The following is a 19544-nucleotide window of genomic DNA, read 5'->3' as shown; positions in this document are numbered from 1 at the left end:
GGGAGGAAAAACCGATGGCCTCGATGACAAGCACAGGCAGTAGCAGCAAAATCGCAAAACCAGGCCAGCTGTTCGCAGACATCTTCACGTACGTTGTACTGGGAATCGTCAGTCTGACCATGCTTGTTCCGTTTCTGTGGATGATATCCACGTCGCTCAAGCCGGAATATTCCGTGTTCGAATTTCCGCCTAAATTCATTCCTAGCAGCTGGCTGTTCGAGAACTACATGAGCATATTCAAAGCGGCTCCGTTCTTGCGGTTTCTATACAATACCGTGTTCGTAACGATGAGTGTTGTTATCGGACAGGTAATATTCTGTTCGCTGGCCGCATACGCCTTCGCAAGGCTGCCGTTTAAAGGAAGCAATGCCATCTTTGTTCTGTTCCTCGCGACCATGATGATTCCCTCGCAGGTCACGACGATCCCGACTTACGTCATGATTTATAAATTCCACTGGCTGGATACTTACGCAGCACAGATCATTCCTTTCCTAAGCAGCGCGTATGGGATCTTCCTGCTCAAGCAGTTCTTCCACAGCCTGCCCAAAGAAACCGAGGATGCGGCGCGAATCGATGGCTGCAGCGAGTTCCGGATTTACTGGAACATCATTCTTCCCTTATCGCAGCCGGCGATTGCCACCTTGTCGGTCTTTACATTCATGGGGGTTTGGACCGATTTCTTATGGCCGATGCTCGTCACGAATACGGTGGAGATGCGTACGCTCGAGGTTGGGCTGTCTGTATTCCGCAACCAATATACGACGAATTGGCCGCTGCAAATGGGTGCGTCGCTGCTTGTTATTTTTCCGGTGCTGCTCGTTTTCCTATTTACGCAGCGCTACTTTGTGCAAGGGATCTCACTGACGGGGATGAAAGGCTAACTGAATAGCCGGCATGAACCGAATCGCTAACCCAATCCACTACCTGAATCGAAGGAGTCGTAGCCGGTATGACAGTACTGAAAGAGTTAACATTACCGTACCAAACGTTAACAGCAATTCCGTTCACGAACGTTTCCATCGAGGATCGTTTCTGGAGCAATCGGATTAAAGCGACACAGAAATCGACGATTGCAGCATGCCTGGCGCAGTGCGAGGCTACAGGCAGAATTTCGAATTTCGCCAAAGCCGGAGGGCTGCAAGAAGGCGGCTTTGAAGGTATTTTCTATAATGATTCCGATGTATATAAAGTGTTGGAAGGGATCGCTTACTCCTTGTTGATTGAGCCCGATGAGGAGATGGAAGCGCAGGCTGACCGGATTATCGATCTGATCGCGGCGGCGCAGCAAGAGGACGGTTATTTGCAAACCTACTTCACGCTGGCGGAGCCGGACAAGAAATGGACGGACATGAACAAGCATGAGGAATACTGTGCCGGCCACATGATCGAAGCGGCGATTGCTTATAAACAAGCGACCGGCAAACGATTGTTCCTCGATGTTGCCATTCGTGTTGCTGATCATATCGATTCCTTGTTCGGACCGGGCAAGCGCCACTGGGTACCGGGTCATCAGGAAATTGAGCTGGCTCTTGTGAAGCTGTACGCCGAAACGGGAGAAGAGCGCTATTGGAAGCTGGCATTTTGGCTGCTGGAGGAACGCGGTCACGGTCATGGCGTTGGCTATAGCTGGGATCGTTCGGATTGGGGGGCGGCGTATTCGCAGGATGACGTACCGGTACGAGATATATCCAGTGTAACCGGTCATGCTGTTCGTGCGATGTACATGTATGCCGGCATGACGGACGCTGCCATGCTAAACGGCGATCAAGGTTATATCGATGCGCTGGATCGTATTTGGTCTAACGTCGTCGACCGGAATATGTATGTAACGGGCGGTATTGGCCCTTCTCGTCATAACGAAGGTTTCACAGCGGATTATGATTTGCCTAACGACAGCGCTTATTGCGAGACCTGCGCTTCTGTTGGAATGGTGCTGTGGAATCACCGGATGAATCTGCTCCATGGCGATTCGAAGTACGCGGATATCGTTGAGCGGGCGATGTACAACGGTTCCATTGCAGGAGTCTCCTTGTCCGGCGACAAATTCTTCTATGTCAATCCGCTGGAATCAGACGGGACGCATCACCGAGTACCATGGTATGACTGCTCATGCTGTCCTACGCAGGTTGCGCGCTTCATTCCGTCTATCGGGAGCTATGTCTATGCTACTCGAGGCAACGACATCATCGTTAATCAATTCGTTGAGGGAACCGGCCGACTTCGTTTGCCGACCGGTGAAATTACGCTGCGTCAAGTGACGGAGTATCCATGGGACGGTCGAATTACGCTGCGGGTTGAAGAAGGGGAAGCAGCAGAATACGGCATCCGATTGCGTATCCCGGCGTGGTGCAAATCGTACCGTTTGTCGGTTGGAGAGCTGGAAATCGCCGATGCGCAAACGGATAAGGGTTATGTTCGTTTGGAGCGTACGTGGAAGCCGGGCGATGTTATTACACTTGAGCTGACCATGCAGGTAGAGCGCGTTTATTCGCATCCGTTAGTGTTGGCTAACGAGGGGAAAGTTGCGCTTCAACGCGGACCGCTCGTCTATTGTATGGAAGAGATCGATAATGCAAGCTATGAATTGAAAAATGTAACGGCTGCTACACGATTCCGCACCGTCTACGAGCCGGAGCTGCTGCAAGGCGTTGTTGCTGTCTATGCGGAGGAGCCGAGCGGCGATCAAAGCTTTAAGGCGATTCCATATTATGCATGGGATAATCGGGATGCCGGGCAAATGAAAGTGTGGCTGCCGGAGAAGAAAGACGAAACACGGCTTTATCGATCATAACGTGGTAAAGCGAAGCAATCCTGCTTGGGCTAAGTCAGCCGAGAGGATTGCTTTTTTTGCTGTGATATGATCGCGGAATGAGAGGATTTGGATGTTGACAGGCTATCTACTAAAAGATAGAATGGCAACATGAACAAACGGCAGCACGAAAATACTGCAGAGAATATTCTGCAGAAAATATTCTGGAAATACTTGAGTGGGTCGCGCAGGAATTCGGTAGTTATGGTTAGTTAGGTGGGAGTTTTAGCTGTTATATATTTCATTGGTTGCTTAACTACCATTTAATAGATAGGAATAATACAACTAGGAGATGAGCCAATCATGAAGAAAACGTTAATCATTGTTACACATCCGAACATTGAGGCCTCCAACTGGAATAAAGCTTGGCTGAATGCCGTTCGAGACGAAGGCGGTATTACGATTCATGAGCTATATAAGGAATACCCTGATGAAATCATCGACGTTGCCAGAGAGCAGAAACTGGTAGAAGCGCATGATCGGATTATTTTTCAATATCCCCTGTATTGGTACAGCTCGCCGCCGTTACTTAAGAAATGGTTCGATAAGGTATTGCTTTATAACTGGGCCTATGGACCAAATGCAACCAAAACGACAGGTAAAGAAATTGGCGTAGCCATCTCGACTTATGGCACTGCGGAGTCGTTTCAACCAACCGGGTTCAATCGTTTTACGCTGCAAGAAATACTGCGACCCATAGAGGCGCTTACCGAGTTTATCAGTGCCACTTATTTGCCTCATTTCACGTTGAACGATACCTCCGACGTTACGAATGAACGATTGGTTCAAAGCAGCAAAGATTATGTGAATTATCTTAAAACAGTGAAGCCCGCTGAGAAATAATTCGCGATAGCATATAGGATAAAGGACAAGCAATTTTACTTAGCTGATTTTAGCGGTAGGATTGCTTTTATTCTATATACAACTTCGCCTTTGTAAGGTATCGTAAGTTTGAAAGGAACATTATATGTTTCTAACAAACATGGGTATGATCGATCTGGGAGGATGAACAGATGGCCAAGCTTCACTTGCTAAGCAACGCGCATTTGGATCCCGTATGGCAGTGGGAGTGGGAAGAAGGGGCTGCCGCTGCCGTCTCTACGTTCCGCGCCGCCGCTGAATTTTGCAGGGAGTATGACGGGTATGTTTTCAATCACAATGAAGTTATTCTCTACAAATGGATTGAAGAGTATGAGCCTGAATTGTTCGAGGACATTCAGGAGCTCGTGCGACTGGGCAAGTGGAACATCATGGGTGGCTGGTACCTGCAGCCGGACTGCAACATGCCGTCAGGGGAATCGATCGTCAGGCAGATGCTTCATGGGAGAGCCTATTTCTCGGAAAAGTTTGGCGCAAGGCCGACTACAGCGATCAACTTCGATTCGTTCGGACATTCCCGCGGGTTAGTGCAGCTTATGCGCAAAGCCGGCTATGATTCTTATCTGTTTATGCGACCCGATGATCATACTGTAGGACCGGAGCGCGAGTTTCGATGGATTGGCTTTGACGGGTCCGAGGTGATGGCTCACCAGACTTATTCGTATAATACACTTATGGGCCAAGCCCGTAAGTCGATCGAGAACTGGCTTAGCAGCCACGAGGGCAAGCCGCTCGGGCTCATGTTATGGGGTGTCGGCAATCATGGCGGCGGTCCATCTCGTGTAGATTTAGATGAAATCGGCAAGCTGATGGAAGCACGCAGCGATGTTCAAATCGTACATTCTTCACCGGAGCAGTATTTTGCTGAACTGGCTCCGCAGTCGGCGGAATTACCGGGCCATGCCAATGATTTGAATCCGCGGTTTGTCGGCTGTTATACATCCATCATTCGAATTAAGCAGAAGCATCGTTTGTTAGAGAATGAACTGTACGTAACCGAGAAAATGCTCTCTGCAGCCGCTATTGCCGGTAAATTCGCTTACCCAAGAGAAGAAATGCAGCAAGCAACCTATGATCTGCTTACTGCTCAATTCCATGATATATTGCCAGGCTCGTCGGTACAGCCTGCCGAGGACACGTCCTTGCGTCTGCTCGGACATGGACTCGAAATCGTCTCGAGACTGAAGGCAAGAGCCTTCTTCGCCTTGGCGTCCGGACAACCCAAAGCAGCGGAAGGCGAATATCCGATCCTGATTTATAACCCGCATCCGTTCCCGGTATCCGGCGTGTTCGCATGCGAATTCATGCTGGCGGACCAGAACTGGAAGGACGAATTCTCGATGCCTGTCGTTTATCAAGATGGGAAGCGAATTCCTTCTCAGCCTGAGAAGGAGCATAGCAATATTAATCTGGATTGGCGTAAACGCGCCGTGTTCTATGCGGAGCTCGCGCCTTCTTCGATGAATCGATTTGATTGCCGCATTGAGATGCTCCCTGCCAAACCGCAGCCGCAGCTTGAGGTCGATCAGCAAGCGATACGTTTCTCGAACGGCCGTATGGAAGCCGTTATAAATACCCGTACAGGTTTGCTGGATGCTTATCTGGTGGATGGTGTTTCCTATGTGAAGGAGCGGGCATTCCTGCCGGTTGTCGTGGCTGATAATGAGGATCCATGGCGCATGGATATGAATCGTTTCGAGCCGGATATTGGATCGTTCCAGCTAATGGACAAGGGGGCAGGCTCTGATTTCTCCGGATTGCGGCATGCGCTGCTGCCTTCCGTTCGGGTAATCGAAGACGGCGCAGTGCGAACCGTAGTTGAGGCTGTTCTTGCCTATCAGAACTCCAAGCTGGTTCTTACATACAAACTTCCTAAGCAGGGCAGCGAGCTCGAAGTGCATGTGCGGGTGTTCTGGAATGAGAAGGACAAAATGCTGAAGCTGTCCATTCCGACGATGTTTACGGATGCAGCGTATATCGGGCAAACGGTGTACGGTGTACAGACGCTGGATACGACAGGGCAAGAAACTGTGGCGCAGAAGTGGACCGCAGCTCATTCGGCGCAGCAGCAAGCCGCTTTGACTTTAATTAATAACGGCACTTATGGATCGGACTTTCAGGATGGCGCCATTCGCCCGACGCTGCTTCGCAGTCCCGGTTATACGACGCATCCGATTATGGATCGGCCGCTTATCGTGCAGGACCGATTCTCGCCGCGCATTGATCAAGGGGAACGCGAGTTTACGTATTGGCTGAATGGCGGTGCAGCGGAGGAACGGCTTAGCGCCATCGACCGTGAAGCGGTTCAGCGCAATGAAGCACCTTATGCGTTGTCCTTCTTCCCATCCGGCCGCGGAGAGCAAGTGAAGCCGCTCGTTATTCTGAAGGATGAAGTCGTTCAATTAGGTGCCTTCAAGCAAATGGAACGCAGCGATGATTACGTGCTTCGCCTGTTTGAACCAACCGGAAATGCGCGGGAAACGGAAGTGGAGATTCCACTGCTAGGAATTACTTGCACGGTTGCGCTTGGGCCATTTGAAGTGAAGACCTTCCGTGTTTCAGCTCGCGAAGGAACGATTGCTGAGGCGTCACTAATGGAAGAGGATTGAATGTGATGTGAAAAAACCCGCCAGAGAAGGAGCGTGCTTCCTTCTCTGGCGGGTTTTCTGTTGGAGGGTGATTAAGGCTCATCCATTGCATCCGGATAAACGTCTTCACCGGGGTAATCACGGTATATACCTGCATGCAGCTCACGGTTCTCGTAATCAAATCGATTCGGCGGCCGCTGATCGACTCGCCACGGTTTGCTTTTGGTAAGCGATTCGGACACGATCCTGGAACCATACGGTCCATCGGGAAACTCTTGTGCATTGAGATCGTTCCGCTGCGATTCGACCGACTTCACATCTGTGTAGGGCTGACGGTTTTCTTTCATAAACATGCAGATTCCTCCTGCGGCGGCTAATGGTTTAAATATAAGAAAGTATAAGTTGTTCTTTATACTCTGCTTATATTTCTGAAGAAGACACTAACTTCGCCACCTAAGGAGGCGGAAGCCGTTTCTTCATGACCGTTACAGTGTACCCGAGCTCAGTCGGTAAAATGCACCGTTCCCACCACAAATTCTAAAAATTGTTTAAGATCGGCGGCTTCCTCTTCCGTCAGTTTATACGTGAATTCCAGGTAGCCTTCTTCGTCCAAATCGTCTTGACCGACAATCGCGGTGCGACCGCTTTGCAGGTCGGTAATCAGCTTCTTGCCGTAGAAACGGTTGGTCGTCATAATGGCGAGATCGAAACGCTTAAGGTTGGGTGTTATAAAAGTGACGAAGCGGGTTGTCGTTTGCTCCGTCGTATCGGACATAAAATCATAATCAGGCAGCAGCATTTCGAGTTCCTCCTTTATTCTGCATCTATCATAGCATTCCTTTCTGCGACGGGGCAATCGGGCGTAAAGCCATGAATTGGAAAATTGACTCTTGTCACGCTTAGGACGGCTATGCTATGATGTGAGCAATCAAATCGTTGCATCGTGAGGAAGCACCTCTAACGCCATATCTATGGCGTTAGAGGTGCTTTTTTTTGTAAATATAAGAAAGTGTAAGTTTCACCTTATACCATCTTATATTTCACCTTGCTTGCGCCGCTTCGAAGTTTGATCAAACTAATCTATCGGGTGGAGGTGGGCCTGCATGCAGGTCGTATTTTTGAACACATTTGAGAAGGTAGGACAAGACAGCCGTGCCGAACAAGCGCAGCTGTCCATCTGCGAGCAAAACGGTGTATGGTCGGTCATTTGGACGGAATCGTATGTAAACGGGCAGGATGAGCAGCAAGCGGTTTGGTTTGAGGGCGGTTCCTGGGAAGAGATGATGACGGCTTTCCGCCATGGCATCGCCGTTCAGATGGGCGAAGGCTATACGCCGCTGATCGATGGCATGCTGGAGGAGCGCCGCGGCCAAGAAGGGCTCGGCAGTTTGTATTCGATGATTCAGTGTTATGGTGAAATGAACACCGATCCTGTTCTGTTTGAAGCCCTGCGCGAATGGCGCCGGACGAAAGCGGTGGAGGGGAAGAAGTCGGCTTATCTTATCGCCTCCAATCGGATGCTCTGGATGATTAGCAGCTTCGTGCCGCATCAGCCTGAGGAGCTTCTGCAAATTCCAGGTTGGGGCGAGACGAAGCAAACTGCTTATGCGGAAGAAGTACTTGCAATTACGCGCACCTATCAACGCGAACGGAGCTTTCCGCTGGACTGGGTGTCTACCGCAATCGATCCTAAGGTTTACATCAAGTGGGTGTATAAGCAGAAGGAAAATAAGTATAAGTCGCAGATGGATCGTCAACAGGAGAAACAGAAGCTGCTTCGCGGAATAGCCGAAGGCAACTCTATAGAAGGGCTGCTGGCTCAGATCGAACTTCCTCGCAGAGATCTCATGGAGCGTATCGAGAAGCTGGAGACGGAAGGGTACGATATTGAACCTCTGATTGAGAGAGAGCTGGAGTCGATGCCGGAGTCGGAGCAGCAGCTTGTATGGGATGCATTGCTTGCCGTTGGCGACCGTTATTTGAAGCCGGTTCTGCAGCGCGTGTATGGTGAAGAAGCTGCGCAGGGGAAGGGGAAATCGCTTGATTTGATCTACGATCGGTTAAGACTGATTCGTCTACGCTATCGCCGGATGAAGATCAATCAAGTATCCTAAGGTCATACGGTCGTCCAGATCGGATCTTCGAATTGAATGGATGCCCCGCAGTCGCAAGAAAGTCCTGTCTCGTAGGAGCGGTTGCCGATCAATTGAGCGACCGCTTCGCGGAGCTGATGTTTGGAGGGGGAAGGAAGTTCATTGCTGCCGAGAATCGGCTGCAGCGGGTCTTTCTCCCGAAGCCATACCAGAATAGCGCTTATGATTGTTGTTGCATCCGACATAGCCATGTCCCACAACTCCCAAACACTTTCCGTATGCAGCGTATGTCCATCGACAGGATCGAGCCAAGGCGCATGGGACTCGTTTAATATATCTAGTTGAAGCGAATCGCGTTTATAGACGAATGGTTCGATTTGGCCAAAAGTAAGCAGGCGTCTGATCCCCGTAGGATCATAGAATAAACGCTGCGCCGCAATCATATCTCGCATGGCGCCGGTCCAGTGCTCACGGCGAATCAGCGGAGCGAGCTGCGGGTAATGAACAGCGGCAATTTGCTCGAACGCATCCACGACGGAAGCGGGAAGCTCCCCTTTATTGTTAATTTCGCGCCATACCTCAGTCTTCCACGTCTCCGTACCAAGCAGCTTACGAACAATGAGTGTATCCATAATGACTTCAAAACGTTGATGATCCCATTTGCGAGAGCCGGAGCGGCTGAATACGTAAGGATGCATGACACGATCCAATAAATGATGCAGCACAAATCCCAGCGTGTAGACGAGCGCATCGCCTCCCGCTGCAGAATCTGCTTCGGATGTACTATCCAGAGCATCCAATAGGTCCAGAAGAACGGGGCCGCAGTGGAATTGATGCATTTCGCTCCCGAGCTGGGTCATCGTTTTCCCTTTCTGCCAAGGCAGGAAGCGATGATAGAATAGAAAATCCGGGCCTTGACAGCCCATATTAAACATATTTTTTCGGTGCGGTGCAGCAATTAATTGCTGTTCACCAATCACTTGCAGGCATTGCTGCCCAAATAGAAAATGGGTCCATACATTCGGCACGGTTATCCTCCCAGAGACTCTTGTTCGACGCATTTCTACAAATCTTTAAACTTCAGCTCTAATTGAGTAGTATACTTGACCTAACTATTCTTGTATAATCATTGGTAAAGATGAATGCCATCGAATTAAGTCGAAAAGGGGCGCTACCTCACGATGAAGGCTGAATATATTAATCCCTTCTTAGAGTCCGCTAAAATAGTCATCGAACAAGTCATCCAAATTCGGCCTTCAACTGGTCAGCTCGGTGTGAAAGAAGTTAAGTTTACCCAGGATTATATTTGGATACAAATCGGAATAAACGGTCAGATGAACGGTGATATTGTATTTGGATTAAGTGAAGAAGTAGCATTGAAAATGGTGTCGGCTATGATGGGCGGATATATCATTTCGGAAATGGATGAGATGGGCAAAAGCGCAATATCGGAGCTTGGCAATATGATTAGCGGAAATGCCAGCACGATGCTCTTTAATCAAGGCGTGCGCGTCGACATTACTCCTCCGAAGCTGGTGCTTTCATCGCAGGCGACTGATTTTAAAGCTACGAAAGCGTTAACCATTCCGCTGATTATGGATGGAATCGGAGAGCTGGACATCCAGGTACTAATTGCATCGTAACACGATTCGAGCTCCCAGTGGAGCTTTTTTTCGTGTTTAGGACCATAAGTAGCGGTCCTATTTTGCCTATTTGTACCTGTTGCAGTAAACTGAAAGTCAGGTGATCACGATGTTGCGTGGGAAAATTGTACTTATAACCGGTGCGGCGAGCGGGATTGGCGCGGAAACGGCCAAATTGCTGGCGGCTGCCGGAGCGATTCCGATCCTTACCGGACGAAGGCTGGATAAGCTTCGTGAGGTTGCGGCTGCTATCGGAGGCACGAATGGCTGCTATAAGATGGACGTGACCGACAACGAAGAGGTTGAGAGCGTCGTGCAGCAAATCGCGAAGGATTTTGGCCGGATCGATATATTGCTGAACAATGCGGGGTATGGGGTATTTGAGCTTTTCGCGGATGCTCCGATCGAGCGATTCCAAGAAATGATGGATACGAACTATATGGGTATCATTCGGTGTACCAAAGCGGTGCTGCCTATTATGCAAAAGCAAGGCGGGGGCCATATTATTAATGTTGCCTCTATGGCCGGGAAGCTTAGCACATCGAAGTCATCAGGTTATGCGGCAACCAAGCATGCCGTTCTTGGGCTAACTAATGCGATGCGATCGGAATTTGCTTCCATGAATATTTATGTTTCGGCGATTAATCCGGGGCCAATCGATACCCCCTTTCTACATATAGCAGACCCGCAAGGCCATTATGCGAGTAAAGTGCAAGGCTTTATGCTGAAGCCGGCGCGTGTGGCGGAAGTGATTGTGCAAGTGATGAAACGGAGAAAGCCGGAAGTGGATTTGCCGCGGTCGGCATCCATCGGCATTCGGATTTATGGATTATTTCCGCGTTTGGCAGATCGGCTCGCAGGGCGCTGGCTGAATCGGAAATAGGAAGCAAGCAGATGAGGAGTTTGATGAACGTGACATGGGAAACATTGCAGCTGCATCCGCAGCTAGTAGAAACACTGCTTTCGAACCAAATTGAAAAACCGACCCCGGTGCAATCGGCGACGATTCCCGTATTGTTAGCGGGGCATGATGTATCTGCAAAATCGCAGACGGGTACAGGTAAAACGCTTGCGTACATGCTGCCTGCGCTTCAGCGTGTGGATACGGCTAAACAGGATGTGCAGGTTATGGTGCTTGCGCCAACGCAGGAGCTGGCGATGCAGATTTTTCGCGTTGCGGAAATCTACGGCGAAGCGATCGGCGTGAAGACGCAGCAGCTCATCGGAGGCGCATCGATGCAGCGCCAAGTCGAGAAACTGCGGCAGCATCCGCATGTTGTCGTTGGTACACCGGGACGGATCCATGAACTAGTGAAGTCCGGTAAGCTGAAGCTGCATCATATAAGGCTTGTGATTATCGATGAAGCGGATCAAGTGTTTAATCTGGGCTCGACGGTCGAGGTTGAAACGCTGCTGCGGGGCATGGTACGCGATCGGCAGATTGCGTTCTTCTCGGCGACAAGGCCGCAGGCGATGGTCGATGTGGAAGCACGCTGGATGCAGGATCCGCAGCGCGTGGACGTGACGGCAGATCAGAATGCCGGCAAACAGGTGAAGCATTATTTTGTGGTGTGTGAACGTCGTGACAAAGCTGATACGGCGAGGAAGCTCATTCGGATGCTGAAGCCAGCCGCAGCGCTGCTGTTCATCAACGAAACCGATGAGATTGCCAATTATGAAGCGAAGCTGAGCTATGAAGGGTTTAGCGTGGAGACGCTGTATGGCGATGCGGATAAACAGAAGCGTGCTTCGACGCTGGCTCGTTTCCGTGAAGGGCGTCTTCAATTGCTGGTAGCAACGGATGTTGCGGCTCGCGGACTCGATATTGTGGATTTGCCCTTGGTTGTACATCTGGATCCTGCATTGGATGCGGATCATTATGTCCATCGCTCCGGCCGAACCGGGCGGATGGGCAAGCCGGGCACGGTTATCTCCATTGTGACGCGCCAACAGCTGTTCATTATGGATAAATTCCGCAAGCAGCTCGGCATTGAGCTGCAGGAGAAAACGATGTCTCACGGGAAGCTGTGGAATCCCGGTGAGGAGCAGGGAAGTCGCGATTCTTACAGTCGCGATGCTTCTCGCGGTGGGCAAGGCGGAGCGGGTGAACGCGGGGCAGGCTTCGGCGGCGCGGCGCGCGGCGCTGGTGCAGGCGCGGGTAGAGCCGGCGCCGCTCGGCCGATGCGCCCGGCTGCTGCGAGCGATTCGCGCCTGGCAGCGGCGAGCGAACGCGGAAGCGCGGAGGCAAGCGGCTCCGGCGGCGCGAGAGTCGGCACAACGGCGGGCCGACCGCAAGCAGCTGCTAAGACAGCAGCGAAGCAGCCGGTGAAGCCGACGAAGTCCAAGCGCGATCAAGAACGCGAACGCAAGAACAAAGGCGCGCCGAAATGGCTGAAAGCCAAGTGTGACGGCGAGCAGCAATAGATGAAAGCAAGGCCGTCTCAAAACAGCATGATGCTGTTTCTGGGACGGCCTTTTTTGGGCCGATGCCCTAACGAACCCTACAGGCTTTATTTGGTATAAAAAGGAACTTTTTCACTCCGTATTCCTACACTAGCGCCCCTAGGGTTCGTTAGATTTGTGAGGAGGCTATTTTCGTGTAAATAAGGCCCTCATGGTTCTTTAGCGCCTCAGATGCATACGAAGAAATGGAGATAATGCAAAAAAACTGTACCCGAGAATCTGAGGTACAGTTTTCTACAAACTAATCTAAAGCCACCCGCTGCATCGCCCGGTATTCTTGGGGCGAGACGCCTTCCTTGCCTTTGAACGTGCGGCTGAAATGCGCGCCGTCATAGAATCCGGCGGCGTGCGCGATGGCCGTGATCGGCATCGATGTCGTTTCGAGCAGCCGTTTGGCTTGCTCGAGGCGAATCGCGTTCATATAGATGCCGATCGTGACGCCGGTCTCTTGCTTGAACAGCTGATTAAGATAACGCTCATTCAGCGAATATCGCGCTGCAATCTCGCGCAGCAGCAGCCGCTCGCCGGCGTTATAAACTCGTTCGTGCAAATCGTTCATGACCGCATGAATGAGCTTATGATGCGGACTTTGTGAGGTTTGCGATATGCCATGATAGATACGCACGAGCAGATGCAGAAAGTGCTGCTTCACCAGGACCGAATCCTGGCGTCCTAAATTCAGCTCAGCCATAATTGCCTGGTAGTCCTGCTGCAAGCCTTGAACGGCCATTGGCCGCGTATCCAGTTTGAGTTTGGCGAACAGCTCGCGGAAAGCCTTATTGATCTCCGCTTTGTCCGAATAGAAGCCAATATAATAAAGCCGAAACTGCCCGCCTGCGCAGGAGCTATTCCGAAGCGTATCTTGTACAGCAAACAGATCACTTTGCTTCAACTGGACGGGCTGACCGTCTTGGATAACCAGCTGGCTCCCGCCGGCCAAGTAATTGAGCTCGAACCATCTGCCCGGACCATCCCAGCCTAAGTTCTCCCAGAATCCGCAGGAATGGATACGAATATGGTTCCAGTTCTGATCCACCAACTTGATCAGCGCCTCTACACCGAGGCGAGGCTGGTTGTCAGCATGCATGCGAACCCCTCCAATTCATCTTACAATTATACAAATGGAGAAGTAGACATACAATACATTACGTGTTTCCGACTGTATATTCTAGGTATGGATATACAAATTGATCGACTAGAGGGGACGACGATAACAATGAAACCAATCACTGCGGAACAAGCGAAGCTAGATCAACAATTCTACGAGGAAAACGGCTACTGGATTAGTCCGGTTGTCTTTGATGCGGAAGAGGTAGAGGCGCTGCGCAAAGCGCATGATCGCATTTGGAATCAAGATTTCGACGGTGACGCATACCCGCTTACGGAATGGTTCCCGAGTGATAACCCTACGCGTCTGCGCAAGATCGACAATGCTTGGTGGATCAACGACGAGGTGTACAAAACGGTAACCGCTCGCAAACTCGGCAAATTGGCGGCAAACTTGATGAATACGAGCGAAGTTCGCGTCTGGTATGACCAAGCGATCTACAAGCCGGGTACCGGCAAAGGCCAAGAAACATCCGTAGGCAATGTAGGCTGGCACCAGGATTATGTGTACTGGCAATGCACCAACACAACAAACCTAGTAACGGCGTGGATTGCACTGCAGGATACGGATCTCTCCAACGGCTGCATGCAAGTGATCCCAGGCTCGCACAAATGGGGATTGCTGAACTCCGACGGCTTCTTCAATACGGAGCTGGAGGCCGTGAAGAAACAAATGGAAGTCGATGAGAAGCCATGGCGCGAAGAGCCGCTTATTCTGAAAGCCGGCCAAGTCAGCTTCCACCATTCGTATACGATCCACGGATCCAGACAAAATTATTCCAACGACCCGCGTCTAAGCATCGTTGCGCATTATATCCCCCAAGGAACGGCTTATAAGAAGATTCAGAACGTCGATAATATTCGTCTGCTAGGTCCTCGTCCGAAGGAAGGCGACCTGTACGACAATCAATATTTCCCATTGGCATACTCGGCTTCCGAAGAAAAATAAGACTGATTTTTCCGCGTCAAACCTCGGTTTTTGACGAATGGACGAACTTTATTTTGACCATGACCCCCTTAAATGTCGTGCCACTCCCCGAACGATATGAGCGAAAGTAAAAAAGCGGCACGGACCGCATTCGCGAGGAGAGTGGCAGCACCATGAAAAAAGCCATTTTGAAAAAGGCGGCAATTACATCAGTGGCGTTACTAACCCTGGCAGGTGGCGCAGGCAGCGCTTTTGCTCACGGTAATGACAAAGGACACGATGGCGGGAAGAATAGTCACGAAGATAAGAAAGATAAACACGCGATCAACCTTCAGTTCAAGGATGAGAAAGAACTGAAATGGGCGCTTGAGTACATTATCCGTCTGGCATCCAAAGGCGTGTTCAACGGTTATGACGACGGTACGTTCAAACCGCAACAGAAGATTACGCGCATCGAATCCATCGTTGCAGCTGTTCGTTTGATGGGTTTGAAAGACCAAGCGGAATCGCAAGCTGAAATGAGCACAAAGCTTCACTTTAAAGACGCAGACGTGCTTGCAAAAAAATACCCATGGGCAGTCGGATACGTGGCTGTAGCGCTTGAGAAAGACTTGTTCAGCGAGACGGACGATGCCATTCAACCGGACAAGCCGGCAACTCGCCTGTTCGCGGCGACGCTGCTTGTGAAAGCATTGGGCCTGGAAGCGGAAGCGAAAGCGAAAGTGAACTCGGATCTGACATTCCGCGATGCGGATAAAATTCCTGCAGGTTCCGTTGGTTATGTTCAAGTAGCCATCGAGAAAGGTCTTATCACCGGTTACGAGGATAACACTTTCCGTCCAAACCAACCGGTAACACGTGCAGAACTTGCAGCTTTGCTTGACCGTACGGACGAGCAGCTTCCGGATCAAGACGCTCAAGCTATCACAGGTAAGCTGAAAGCTGATCCAGCAAGCAACGCAATCGTAGTTGTGAAACCGAACAACACTGAAGTGGCACTTGCGCTTGACCCGAACGTCTTCATCTTCCGCAATAACGTGAAGGTTGCCGTATCGGCACTGAAAGCAGGCGACGAGGTTCTTGTTCGTACGTACCAAAACAAAGTAGTCTTCATCGAAGTAACCAAGCTTGCTGCTGAGCAGCCTGCTGTTACAACTCAAGTTGGCTTGTTCAACTCCTATTCCTTGAATGCACAAGGTAAAATCGCAACGATTTCGATCACGCGTACTGAGAACGGTACTACACAAGCGTATGTGTTTAACACGGCTCCTGACGTAGCGATTGTTGGCGATGCATCCTTGCTCGTAGCCGGTCATGCGGTTGAACTAACTGTCCTTAATAACCTCGTTTATTCCATCAAAGTCGTATAATATACGAGCACGTAAAGGGCCCCATGTCCTGCATTGCTGCAGGCATGGGGCTTTTTGCTTGCGATTTTTCATTTAGCCGAAAATTTGGTAGTATCAGGGTGAGAATGTAGAGGTGATCAGGATGAAGCCAGTCTTAGAGGTAAAAGGGTTAACAGGCGGTTACAGCCCCCGCAGGCCGGTGCTCCATGACTTGTCCTTCGAAGTCGGTGCGGGCGAAATGGTTGGACTCATTGGTCTGAACGGTGCAGGCAAAAGTACGGCGATCAAGCATATTCTCGGGCTGATGCAGCCGCATAGCGGGGAGATCCGCATTAGCGGCCATACGCTGGCGGAGAATTCAGAGGCATATCGCAGCTCGCTGGCCTATGTGCCGGAGTCGCCGCTGCTCTTCGATGAGCTGACGGTTGAGGAGCATCTGGCATTGACGGGCATGGCCTACAATGTAGATGAATCCTTATACAAGCAGCGAACAGAGAGCTTGCTGGATGAGTTCTATATGACGCCGAAGAGAAGCGCTTTCGCGGCCCACTTGTCCAAAGGCATGCGGCAAAAGGTCATGATCATGAATGCGCTGCTCGCAAGACCTGCGCTGTATGTCATTGATGAGCCGTTCCTCGGTCTTGATCCGCTCGGTATTCGTTCCCTGCTGGATAAACTGGTCGAGGTAACGAAGGAAGGCTCCTCCGTGTTTATGAGCTCCCATATCTTATCGACGGTAGAATCGTATTGCAGCCGGTTTATCGTGCTGCATCAAGGCGCCGTTGTTGCGCAAGGCACGCTGCAGGATGTGTGCGAGGCAGCCGGAATGCCGCGCGAGAGCAGAGCCGGTTCGCTTGAAGAAGCCTTCTACCGGCTCGTGGCAGGTGGAGGGTCTAATGGAGCGATCGGTTGATTCCTTATGGCGTACGCGCTCAAGCACATTCTGGCGCGGAGCACTGCCTTATTTTCGCTATATTGTTCAGAGCGGGTTGCCAGGTGTAACGATCATGCTGCTGCTGGCCGGTTTGGCCGGTTACGGGATGCTGCTCCGAGATATGCCGGCATCCTTCCCGATCACGCTTGTTGGCGTGGCCGTGCTGACGCCGTTCATTTGCTGGAGTCCTCTGAGGACATGGCTGCGCGAAGCGGATGTGGTGTTTCTGGTGCCGCGTGAAGCGCAGCTGCCCTCCTATCTGAGACGGTCGTTTCGTTATAACGGGATGGGGATTACGGCTGCAGTTCTGCTGATGTGCGGCATTTATATTCCGCTCTACATCGCGGCGCATGGCCAGACAAGCTCCATCATGATCATAGTTGCAGCGCTGCTGCTAAAGCTGCTGCACATGGGGGCGGCTTGGCGCGAGCGTCAGCTTGTCCATGCTGGAAGCAGGCGCAGCATCAGACTGCTTCGTTGGTCCGCAACGGCGGTAGGTGTCGGCGCGCTGCTGCATACCGAGATAGGGAAGACAGCGATTTATCTCGCCGTTGTTGGTTGCCTCTTCGGACTTCTATACTTACGGATGCCGCGTTATCCGATTCCGTGGCTGCTGCTCATTGAGGAAGAGAAGCGCACTCGGCGCAGGTACGATGTTTTCTTCGGGGCGTTCACCGATGTGCCGACTGAATCGGCAGCGGTCAAATCACGGCCGTATGCGTCATGGATGGCAAGGCGAATTCGATACCGAAGAGAGCATGCATTTGTTTATCTTTATACGTTTACACTGATTCGTACCGAGCTTGGCGGCATATTGCTGCGTTTAACGGGACTTGGCGTGTTTACGGGCTGCTTATCTGCTTATTCCGGCCTGTGGTCAGGCTGGGGATCGGCAGGCGTCTGCATTCTGTTCGTGTGGTTAAGCGGGATTCAGTTGAGCGCGCTCACGCAAGCGCATCGCCATTCGGTCTGGCGGCATGTCTATCCGCTGCCGGAGCAGACTCGCCATGATGCGGTAGTGCGCGTCGATCGGCTGGCTGCTCTCCTATGTGCCATACTAATTTGGCTTCCGCAGATCCTGCTGCTGCCGGCTCAAGGATACACGGTACAGGCGTTGACCGCACTTGCGTTGTCGCTGCTCTACGTCCTGGCGCTCAGGCCGGGAAGAGTGAAACGCAAGCTCGTGTCTGATCCGGATGAGGATTAAACTTTTGCATAAAACCAGTTTGAAGTGTATAATAGACACTTATTGAAGACGTCGATTTACCGGAGGAGCCTGTCACTGACAGGCTCCTTTTTGTTGTCTTTATTTAGTAATATTTTACATCTCATCATCGAATTGGAGGAAGAAATGATGGAACAACAAGCGATTTGGGCAATTATGATTTTCTTAGTGGCATACGCGCTCATTCTATCAGAGAAAATACATCGGACGATCATCGCCATGTTAGGCGGCATCGCAGTGGTGCTGTTTGGTATCGTAGATCAATCTACGGCGCTGCATCACATTGATTTCAACACACTGGGTTTGCTGGTCGGCATGATGATCATCGTGTCGGTAACGGCTGAAACGGGTATTTTTACTTTCGTAGCGATAAGAGCGGCTAAGGTTGCGAAAGGGGAACCGATTCGTATATTGATTGCCCTATCACTCATCACAGCGGTCGGCTCCGCTTTCCTGGATAATGTGACGACCATTCTATTGATCATCCCGGTAACGTTTAGCATCACAAAGCAGCTGCGCGTTGCGCCGATGCCGTTTATTGTGACGCAGATTATTTCTTCAAATGTAGGCGGGACGGCGACGTTGATTGGAGATCCTCCGAATATTATGATCGGAAGCGCCGTGAAGGAGCTGACGTTCATTGCTTTTATCGAAAATTTGGCTCCGATTGCTGCACTGATCATGGCGCTCTATATCCCGCTGTTTATCGTTCTGTACCGAAAACAGCTCCATACGACGGATGAACGCAAGCAGCGCTTAATGGCGCTTGATGCAGCGAAGTTTATTACGGACCGTAAGCTGCTTATCACAAGCATGTCGGTATTAGCTGCGACGATCGCGTTCTTCTTCCTTCATCAGGCACTGCATGTGGAATCAGCGACTGTTGCTCTCGCCGGAGCGTTTGTGCTGCTGTTGCTTACAGGCGAACATAGGATGGAAGAAGCCATTCGCAAAGTGGAATGGACCACGATCTTCTTCTTTGTCGGTCTCTTCGTGCTCGTATCAGGTCTGGTCGAAACGGGAGTCATCGCGGAGCTTGCCGCCAAGGCGATTTCGTTAACGGAAGGCAATGTCGCAGCCAGCTCTATGCTCATCCTATGGCTTAGCGCGATTGCCTCGGCATTCTTGGACAATATTCCTTTCGTGGCTACGATGATTCCGATGATTCAAGAAATGGGAGCGATGGGAGTGGGAAATGTGGAGCCCTTATGGTGGAGTCTCGCGCTCGGTGCATGCCTGGGAGGAAACGGAACCTTAATCGGTGCGAGTGCCAATCTCATTGCAGCCGGCCTGTCTGCCAAGGAAGGGCATCCCATTCGGTTTCTTGCTTATTTCAAAATTGCGTTCCCCCTTATGCTCCTATCCATCGCCCTATCCAGCGCGTATATCTATGTTAGATATTTGCTTTAGACAACCTTGCCATTCAGGAAGCAATCTCAGTCCGTTATCAATAGGACTAAGGTTGCTTCTTTTTCTATGAAAATTAACGACAATCCGTCAAGAAATCGTCGTTAAAAGGAGACTAG

17 protein-coding genes are annotated in these 19544 nt (G+C 50.9%); 13 read left to right on the top strand and 4 right to left on the bottom strand.

From position 1 onward, the window contains the following. The first annotated feature begins 14 nt into the window (after nt 1-14). The 4 genes from AC6ESO_RS14580 to AC6ESO_RS14565 all read left to right on the top strand — a co-directional run bounded on the left by AC6ESO_RS14580 (nt 15) and on the right by AC6ESO_RS14565 (nt 6297). Nucleotides 15-881: a carbohydrate ABC transporter permease gene (locus AC6ESO_RS14580; protein ID WP_497091973.1), complete on the top strand. Its 867-nt coding sequence runs from the start codon at nt 15-17 to the stop codon at nt 879-881. Nucleotides 882-949: 68 nt separating this feature from the next. Then, nucleotides 950-2791, top strand: coding sequence for a glycoside hydrolase family 127 protein (locus AC6ESO_RS14575; RefSeq protein ID WP_497091972.1), 1842 nt, complete (start codon nt 950-952; stop codon nt 2789-2791). 321 nt (nt 2792-3112) lie between these two features. Further along, on the top strand, nt 3113-3652 hold the full coding sequence (locus AC6ESO_RS14570) for an NAD(P)H-dependent oxidoreductase (protein ID WP_497091971.1): 540 nt from the start codon (nt 3113-3115) through the stop codon (nt 3650-3652). A gap of 170 nt (nt 3653-3822) precedes the next feature. Continuing rightward, the gene (locus AC6ESO_RS14565) at nt 3823-6297 is read left to right on the top strand and encodes a glycoside hydrolase family 38 N-terminal domain-containing protein (protein ID WP_497091970.1); all 2475 of its coding nucleotides are present in this window, start codon (nt 3823-3825) and stop codon (nt 6295-6297) included. Nucleotides 6298-6368: 71 nt separating this feature from the next. Here AC6ESO_RS14565 and AC6ESO_RS14560 read toward each other — a convergent pair whose 3' ends face one another. Both AC6ESO_RS14560 and AC6ESO_RS14555 read right to left on the bottom strand, forming a co-directional pair. Next, nucleotides 6369-6629 (bottom strand): hypothetical protein, encoded by a 261-nt coding sequence (locus AC6ESO_RS14560; protein ID WP_497091969.1) that lies wholly within the window; start codon nt 6627-6629, stop codon nt 6369-6371. Nucleotides 6630-6778: 149 nt separating this feature from the next. Further along, a complete protein-coding gene (locus AC6ESO_RS14555) occupies nt 6779-7075 on the bottom strand; it encodes an SAV0927 family protein (RefSeq protein WP_494821881.1) in 297 nt (98 codons plus the stop codon). Between the two features lie 304 nt (nt 7076-7379). On the opposite strand from AC6ESO_RS14555, the gene AC6ESO_RS14550 reads away from it, so the two are divergent. Continuing rightward, nucleotides 7380-8390 (top strand): HRDC domain-containing protein, encoded by a 1011-nt coding sequence (locus AC6ESO_RS14550; protein ID WP_497091968.1) that lies wholly within the window; start codon nt 7380-7382, stop codon nt 8388-8390. 2 nt (nt 8391-8392) lie between these two features. Here the strand turns inward: AC6ESO_RS14550 and AC6ESO_RS14545 are convergent, their stop codons facing one another. Next, entirely contained in the window at nt 8393-9397 is a 1005-nt protein-coding gene (locus AC6ESO_RS14545; RefSeq protein ID WP_497091967.1) for a zinc dependent phospholipase C family protein, read from the bottom strand. Between the two features lie 153 nt (nt 9398-9550). On the opposite strand from AC6ESO_RS14545, the gene AC6ESO_RS14540 reads away from it, so the two are divergent. From AC6ESO_RS14540 to AC6ESO_RS14530, 3 genes are all read left to right on the top strand, one after another. Further along, entirely contained in the window at nt 9551-10012 is a 462-nt protein-coding gene (locus tag AC6ESO_RS14540; protein ID WP_494821878.1) for a chemotaxis protein CheX, read from the top strand. Nucleotides 10013-10121: 109 nt separating this feature from the next. Continuing rightward, nucleotides 10122-10895, top strand: coding sequence for an SDR family NAD(P)-dependent oxidoreductase (locus AC6ESO_RS14535; protein ID WP_497091966.1), 774 nt, complete (start codon nt 10122-10124; stop codon nt 10893-10895). A gap of 23 nt (nt 10896-10918) precedes the next feature. Then, on the top strand, nt 10919-12436 hold the full coding sequence (locus tag AC6ESO_RS14530; protein WP_497091965.1) for a DEAD/DEAH box helicase: 1518 nt from the start codon (nt 10919-10921) through the stop codon (nt 12434-12436). A gap of 280 nt (nt 12437-12716) precedes the next feature. On the opposite strand, the gene AC6ESO_RS14525 is transcribed toward AC6ESO_RS14530, so the two are convergent. Next, nucleotides 12717-13562: a helix-turn-helix domain-containing protein gene (locus tag AC6ESO_RS14525; RefSeq protein ID WP_497091964.1), complete on the bottom strand. Its 846-nt coding sequence runs from the start codon at nt 13560-13562 to the stop codon at nt 12717-12719. Between the two features lie 129 nt (nt 13563-13691). On the opposite strand from AC6ESO_RS14525, the gene AC6ESO_RS14520 reads away from it, so the two are divergent. From AC6ESO_RS14520 to AC6ESO_RS14500, 5 genes are all read left to right on the top strand, one after another. Then, nucleotides 13692-14531 (top strand): phytanoyl-CoA dioxygenase family protein, encoded by an 840-nt coding sequence (locus AC6ESO_RS14520; protein WP_494821874.1) that lies wholly within the window; start codon nt 13692-13694, stop codon nt 14529-14531. A gap of 152 nt (nt 14532-14683) precedes the next feature. Beyond that, the gene (locus AC6ESO_RS14515) at nt 14684-15880 is read left to right on the top strand and encodes an S-layer homology domain-containing protein (RefSeq protein WP_497091963.1); all 1197 of its coding nucleotides are present in this window, start codon (nt 14684-14686) and stop codon (nt 15878-15880) included. A gap of 121 nt (nt 15881-16001) precedes the next feature. Continuing rightward, nucleotides 16002-16772, top strand: coding sequence for an ABC transporter ATP-binding protein (locus tag AC6ESO_RS14510; protein ID WP_497091962.1), 771 nt, complete (start codon nt 16002-16004; stop codon nt 16770-16772). Continuing rightward, entirely contained in the window at nt 16756-18000 is a 1245-nt protein-coding gene (locus AC6ESO_RS14505) for an ABC transporter permease (protein WP_497091961.1), read from the top strand. Before AC6ESO_RS14510 ends, AC6ESO_RS14505 begins: the two co-directional genes overlap by 17 nt. 147 nt (nt 18001-18147) lie before the next feature. Next, on the top strand, nt 18148-19428 hold the full coding sequence (locus tag AC6ESO_RS14500) for an ArsB/NhaD family transporter (RefSeq protein WP_497092147.1): 1281 nt from the start codon (nt 18148-18150) through the stop codon (nt 19426-19428). The last annotated feature ends 116 nt before the right edge of the window (nt 19429-19544 follow it).

It is taken from the genome of Paenibacillus rhizoryzae, assembly GCF_059686995.1.
This window is presented reverse-complemented; position numbering and strand designations above follow the sequence as displayed.